General features: G+C 68.0%; 5 protein-coding genes, 2 pseudogenes and 1 riboswitch. Of the genes and pseudogenes, 3 read left to right on the forward strand and 4 right to left on the reverse strand.

Annotated features, from left to right (window positions below; genetic code table 11):
- Positions 1–36 precede the first annotated feature (36 nt).
- Positions 37–729, reverse strand: coding sequence for a dethiobiotin synthase (gene bioD / locus AC1VAN_RS13575; protein ID WP_080150124.1), 693 nt, complete (start codon positions 727–729; stop codon positions 37–39).
- Between the two features lie 66 nt (positions 730–795).
- Here bioD and AC1VAN_RS13580 point away from each other — a divergent pair, with 66 nt between their 5' ends.
- Both AC1VAN_RS13580 and AC1VAN_RS13585 read left to right on the forward strand, forming a co-directional pair.
- Complete coding sequence (locus AC1VAN_RS13580; RefSeq protein WP_025878430.1) at positions 796–1,278, forward strand: GAF domain-containing protein; 483 nt, start codon at positions 796–798, stop codon at positions 1,276–1,278.
- Positions 1,275–1,637, forward strand: a complete 363-nt coding sequence (locus tag AC1VAN_RS13585; RefSeq protein WP_025878429.1) for a TfoX/Sxy family protein — start codon at positions 1,275–1,277, stop codon at positions 1,635–1,637. The genes AC1VAN_RS13580 and AC1VAN_RS13585 overlap by 4 nt, the downstream gene beginning before the upstream one ends.
- Before the next feature lie 97 nt (positions 1,638–1,734).
- On the opposite strand, the pseudogene AC1VAN_RS13590 reads toward AC1VAN_RS13585, so the two are convergent.
- Positions 1,735–2,202, reverse strand: a pseudogene (locus AC1VAN_RS13590) (histidine phosphatase family protein); the annotation flags it as partial.
- Positions 2,203–2,378: 176 nt separating this feature from the next.
- Positions 2,379–2,599: riboswitch (cobalamin riboswitch) on the forward strand.
- A 117-nt stretch (positions 2,600–2,716) separates the two neighbouring features.
- Here AC1VAN_RS13590 and btuB point away from each other — a divergent pair.
- Positions 2,717–4,558 (forward strand): TonB-dependent vitamin B12 receptor, encoded by a 1,842-nt coding sequence (btuB, locus tag AC1VAN_RS13595; protein WP_442252412.1) that lies wholly within the window; start codon positions 2,717–2,719, stop codon positions 4,556–4,558.
- Positions 4,559–4,636: 78 nt separating this feature from the next.
- Here the strand turns inward: btuB and gph are convergent, their stop codons facing one another.
- Together gph and AC1VAN_RS13605 are read right to left on the reverse strand one after the other, a co-directional pair.
- Complete coding sequence (gene gph / locus AC1VAN_RS13600) at positions 4,637–5,305, reverse strand: phosphoglycolate phosphatase (protein WP_080150129.1); 669 nt, start codon at positions 5,303–5,305, stop codon at positions 4,637–4,639.
- Positions 5,306–5,355: 50 nt separating this feature from the next.
- Positions 5,356–5,726 (reverse strand): annotated as a pseudogene (locus AC1VAN_RS13605) (SAM-dependent methyltransferase); the annotation flags it as partial.

The following is a 5,726-nucleotide window of genomic DNA, read 5'->3' on the forward strand; positions in this document are numbered from 1 at the left end:
AGGTCGCAACGTGCAGTTGCCGGCCAGCGGCCGGCACTACCTGTGGTCGCTGTGCAGATACGCGCTCAACGCTTCACCATCGGCGCCCGGCAGATGCGGCAGCCGGCCCCAGCAGGGCATCGGCAGACGCTGCTGCAAGGTCGCGAAATTCTCATCCTGGCGCTGCATCGACGGATCGATGTGGTTGCCGATCCAGCCCAGGCACTCCACGCCACTGGCCTGCAGCGAGTGTGCGGTCAACCGCGCATGGTTGACGCAGCCCAGGCGCATGCCGACCACCAGCACCACCGGCAGCCGCAGCGCACGTACCAGGTCAAGCTGGTCCAGCTGCGCCGACAACGGCGCCAGCCAGCCGCCCACGCCTTCGACCACCACCACGTCGGCCTGTGCGCGCAGGCGTTCGAAGGCCGCCACGATCGGGGCCAGTTCGATGCGCACGCCATCTTCTGCGGCCGCCAGTTCGGGCGCCAACGGTTGGCGCAATGCGTAGGGGTTCAGATCGGCGTAGTCAGGCACCGGCAGGCTGGCGGCCTGCAATGCCAGCGCGTCGTCGTTGCGCAGCCCCTGCCCCGCGTCATGGCTGCCGCTGGCCACCGGCTTCATGCCCACCGCGCGCAGGCCGCGCCGGCGCAGCGCGTGCAGCAGCGCGGTACTGGCGGCGGTCTTGCCGATCTCGGTATCGGTGCCGGTGACGAACAGGGCCGTCGGCAACGTGGCAGGCAGGGACATCACAGGCTCCAGCGGGGCAACAGAGCCCCATTATCGCTGGCCCGGCGCGCTTGCTAGACTGCGGCCATGTTCGCCAACGCCTCGCTCACCGGCAGCAAGCCGGAACAATACGCCCAGCTGCTGGAACAGGCCCGTGGCCTGGTCTACGGCGAGTCCGACCGCATCGCCAATGCGGCCAACCTCGCTGCACTGGTCTACCACGCCCTGCCCGACCTGAACTGGGTGGGCTTCTACCTGTATGACGGCAAGGAACTGGTGGTCGGTCCGTTCCAGGGCCTGCCGGCCTGCGTACGCATTCCGCTGGACAAGGGCGTGTGCGGTGCGGCCGCCAGCCAGCGCGTCACCCAGCGGATCGAAGATGTGGACGCCTTCCCCGGCCATATCGCCTGCGACGCCGCATCGCGCTCGGAACTGGTGGTGCCGTTGCTCCGTGGTGGGGAGCTGATCGGTGTGTTCGATATCGACAGCCCGGTCGTCGGCCGCTTCGATGCCGAGGACCAGGCCGGTCTGGAAGCCATCGCCGAGGTGTTCGTCGGGGCGTTGGCGTGAGCGCGGTCAAGCTGCGCAACATCGGCCCGAAGAGTGCGGCATGGCTGCGCCAGGTGGGCCTGCGCAGCCGTGAGGACCTGGTTGCGATCGGTGCCGTCGGTGCCTTCGTCAAGGTCAAGCGTGCCGGCTTCAAGCCCAGCCTCAACCTGCTGTATTCGCTGGAAGGTGCGCTGCTGGACTGCCACTGGCAGGAACTGAGCGAACCGCAGCGTACGGCACTGGTGCAGGACTACGAAGCACGGATTGCCGTGCATCCGCTGAAGGCGGCAGGTCCGGCCTCGGGCCCGGTGCATGAGCAGCGCTTCGACGCCGAGGACGACGGCGAAGAAAGCACGGCCGAAAGCGCCGACGAGGATTGAGGCCTCCGCGTTGCTGGGAATGCCGGCCACCGGCCGGCACCACCACTGTGATGCGCGATCGGTAGCGCCGGGCCATGCCCGGCGAGCGCGTAGCGCTCGGCAGGCCGCACACCAGCGACAGCACCATGCGCAGCGGGCCGCCGTGGCTGACCACGACTGTCGGCGGCGGGTCGTCGTCATCCAGCAGGCGATCCAGCGCGCGTGCGATGCGCCGTTCGAAGTGGCCCCAGCTTTCGCCATGCGGCGGCGGAAACGCGTGCGGATCGGCGTGGAACGCGGCCAACGCCTCTTCCGGCAGATCAAACAATGACTGGCCATCCCAGTCGCCGAAATCCAGCTCTTCCCACTCCTCGTCGGCCTCAACATCCAGCGCGCGCGGTGTGGCCAGTGCCATCGCCGTATGCAGCGAGCGCAGGCGCGGCGAACTGATCACCCGTTCCCACGACTGCCCGGCATAGGCATCGACCAGCTCCTGCGGCAGGCGGGCCAGCTGCGGCGGATCGCTGCGGCCATCGAGGAACTCATCGCGACCGTTGCCGGCATGGCGGACCAGGTCGAGGATCATGCGCGTGCCCAGTCAGGGCGGCGCGGGAACAGCGGAAAACAGACGGACATCGGCAACGGCACCACGATAATTCGAGCTGCATTCTAGGCGCTGGCGCAGGTCTGCTGCACCGTGCAGGTGCATCCGCGCCTGCTCAGTCGTGCGGGTTCGACGCTACGGGCCGGCCGCGATGCCGTAGACTGCGCGCACTTCCAGGTGACCTGCGGCCCTGCCGGCAGGTTGAAACGGGAAGCCGGTGACGCGTGACAACACGCCATGCCGGCGCTGCCCCCGCAACGGTAAGCACGTCAATTCCAGGCAACCCGCCACTGTGCCGCAGGCATGGGAAGGCGCCTGGACGGTGGCCTCGGGCCACCCGGCGGCGAGCCCGGAGACCGGCCCGGAAGCCTCAGGTCGCGATGCGGTGGGCATGGCGCTGGATGTCTGTGGCGATGGCCGCGGCATCGGCGCGTGCCTGCCTGTTGTGACTCCTCCCCTTCGCTGCGCGGGCGTGCGCGGCACCTGGAGTCCCCCGATGAAACTGCAGTCCCGAATGCTGTCCCTGGCCGTGCTGGCCGCACTTCCTGCATTGGCCCTGGCCGATGATGGCGCCGCCGACCTCGACCAGGTGCTGGTCACCGCTACCCGTACTCCGATCGCCCTGCAGGACAGCATTGCGCCTGCGCAGGTGATCGACCGCGCGCAGATCGAATCCAGCCAGGCCACCTCACTGCAGGAACTGCTGCAGGGCCGCGCCGGCATCAACCTGACCAATGCCGGTGGACTGGGCAAGCAGAGCTCGCTGTTCCTGCGTGGCACCAATTCCTCGCATACCGTGGTGCTGGTCGATGGCGTGCGCATCAACAGCGCCGACCTCGGCCTGGCGATGTACCAGGATCTGCCGCTGGCACAGATCGAGCGCGTGGAAATCGTGCGCGGCCCGCAGTCCAGCCTGTACGGTGCCGACGCCATCGGCGGCGTGATCCAGATCTTCACCCGCCGCAACCAGGGTGATTTCGCTCCGCACTTCCAGCTGGGCGGCGGCAGCAATGGCCTGCGTGAAGCCAGCGGCGGCATCGGTGGCGGCACCGAACGCGGCTGGTTCGGCGCCGACATCGCCTACCAGCATTCGGATGGCATCGATGCCTGCCGCGGTTCGGCCACGCTGTTCACCGGCTGCTTTGCCGATGAACCCGACCGCGATGGCTACCGCAACCTGTCCAAGAGCCTGCGCGGTGGTTACAACCTGAGCGACCAGTGGACCGTGGAAGGCAGCGCGCTGCGTGCCGACGGCAAGAACCACTACGACGGCTACTACAACTACTCCGAGACCCGCCAGCAGGTACTGGCCGGCAAGGTGCGCTACACCCCGTCGGAGCAGTTGACGCTGACCGCCAACGTCGGCCGCAGCGACAACGAGTCCGACAACTTCGGTGATTTCGGTGCACGCGGCAGCGCACAGACGCACCGCGACAGCGCTTCGCTGCAGGCCGACATCGGTATTGCCGAAGGCCAGCTGCTCAGCGCCGGCGTGGACTGGAGCGAGGACAACCTGGATGGCAGCAGCGCCGGTTACCTGGTCGACAGCCGTCGCAACACCGGCGTGTTCCTGCAGTACCAGGCGCGCTTCGGCCGTCACCAGCTGCAGGCCAGCGCACGCAATGATGACAACCAGCAGTTCGGCAACCATGCCACCGGCAGCCTCGGCTGGGCGATGGAGCTGGGCCACGGCCTGCGCGTCAACGCCAGCTACGGCACCGCGTTCAAGGCACCGACCTTCAGCGACCTGTACGACCCGTGGAGCGGCGTGCCGACGCTGGACCCGGAGAAGTCCAAGAGTGCCAACCTCGGCATCTCGCAGCAGGGCCAGGGCTGGCGCTGGGGCCTGGACGTGTACGAAACCCGCATCGATGACCTGATCACCTACGACGCGGCCACCTTCCGCATGCAGCAGGTCGAAAAGGCACGCATCCGCGGTGCGGAATTGACCGGCGGCGCCACCGTGGCCGGCTTCGACATCAACGCGCAGCTGAGTTTCACCGACCCGCGCAACCGCACCAACGGCAGCGCGCAGTTCGACAACTGGCTGGCACGCCGTGCGCAGCAGACCGCGCGCCTGGACATCGACCGCCGCTTCGGCGACTTCCGCACCGGCCTGACCGTACAGGGCGCGGGCAAGCGCTACGACGATGCCGCCAACGCGGCGAAGGTCGGCGGCTACGGCACGCTGGATCTGCGCGCCGAATACGCGCTTACCCCGGCATGGTCGGTGCTGGCGCGGGTGGCCAATGTGTTCGACCGCGAGTACGAAACCGTGGCGTGGTTCAACCAGCCAGGCCGCGAGTATCAGCTGAGCGTGCGTTACCAGCCCAGGTAAGCGGTAGCGTCGGGCCATGCCCGGCGTCGGGGCGCCAGATCGAAGGGCCGCCGGGCATGGCCCGGCGCTACCGGCGGGTCAGGTCGCCGATACCGCAGCCAATCCCGGCAGTTCACGCAGGTCGTCGATTACCGCGACGGCCTGCGCGTTTTCCAGGTCCAGTCCTCGCGGATAGCCGTAGCGCACCAGCGCGATCGGCATGCCGGCGTCCTCGGCAGCACGATAGTCGGTGAGCGAATCGCCAACCATCAGGCACGCATCGACGGGCAGTTCGAAGTGCGCGGCAATATGCCGCAACGGCTCACCACTGGGCTTGCGCTGCGGCAGCGAATCACCGCCCAGCACCAGCGCAAAGGCATCGGCGATGCCCAGGTGCTGCAGCAACGGCGGCACCAGCGCGGCCGGCTTGTTGGTGCAGATGGCCAGCGGCACGTTCAACGCGCGCAACTGCGCCAGCGCGTCCACTACGCCAGCGAACAGCTGCGGGCTGCGCAGCAGGCATTCGCGGTAATGGACCATGAAGGTCGGCATCACCGCTGCCAGATCGATCTGACGCCCGGCGGCCTGCACGGCCTGTTCGACCAGCCGGCGCACGCCGTCACCGATCCAGCCCAGCACGGTGGCTTCGGGTACGCGCGCCAGGCCGATGTCTTCCAGCGTGCGGTTCAGTGCTTCGGCGATATCGGCGGCGCTGTCGACCAGCGTGCCATCGAGGTCGAACACGACCAGCGGATAGGGATACGACAAGGGACGGCTCACTCGTGCAACGTGGGGCCGTCCATTGTACGCCCGCGTCTTCAGCCGATCCGGCGTGCGCGGGTGGCCAGGAAGGTCGGCAGGTAGCGGTCGATCAGGAAGCGCGGCTGCGGCTGCCAGTCTTCCATGAAGCGGTCGATGACGAACCCGGCATCCAGCTGCCCGGCGATCAGATCCCCCAGGCTGTGACCGAATGTCAGCGCTTCGCCACGGGCCAGCTTGGCCTCGCGCGCGGCGGGCTCCAGGTCTTCCAGGTCGGAATAGGGAATCGCGTACTGCGGGCGGATCAGGCCCTGCTCGCTCAGCTGTGCATCACGCGCGGCAACGAACACCACCGGATTGTAGAAGCTGGCCATCAGCAGGCCATCGCGTGCCAGCACCCGGCGGCACTCGGCCCACACCGGACGCACGT

The organism is Stenotrophomonas sp. 05L44_2, assembly GCF_056665995.1.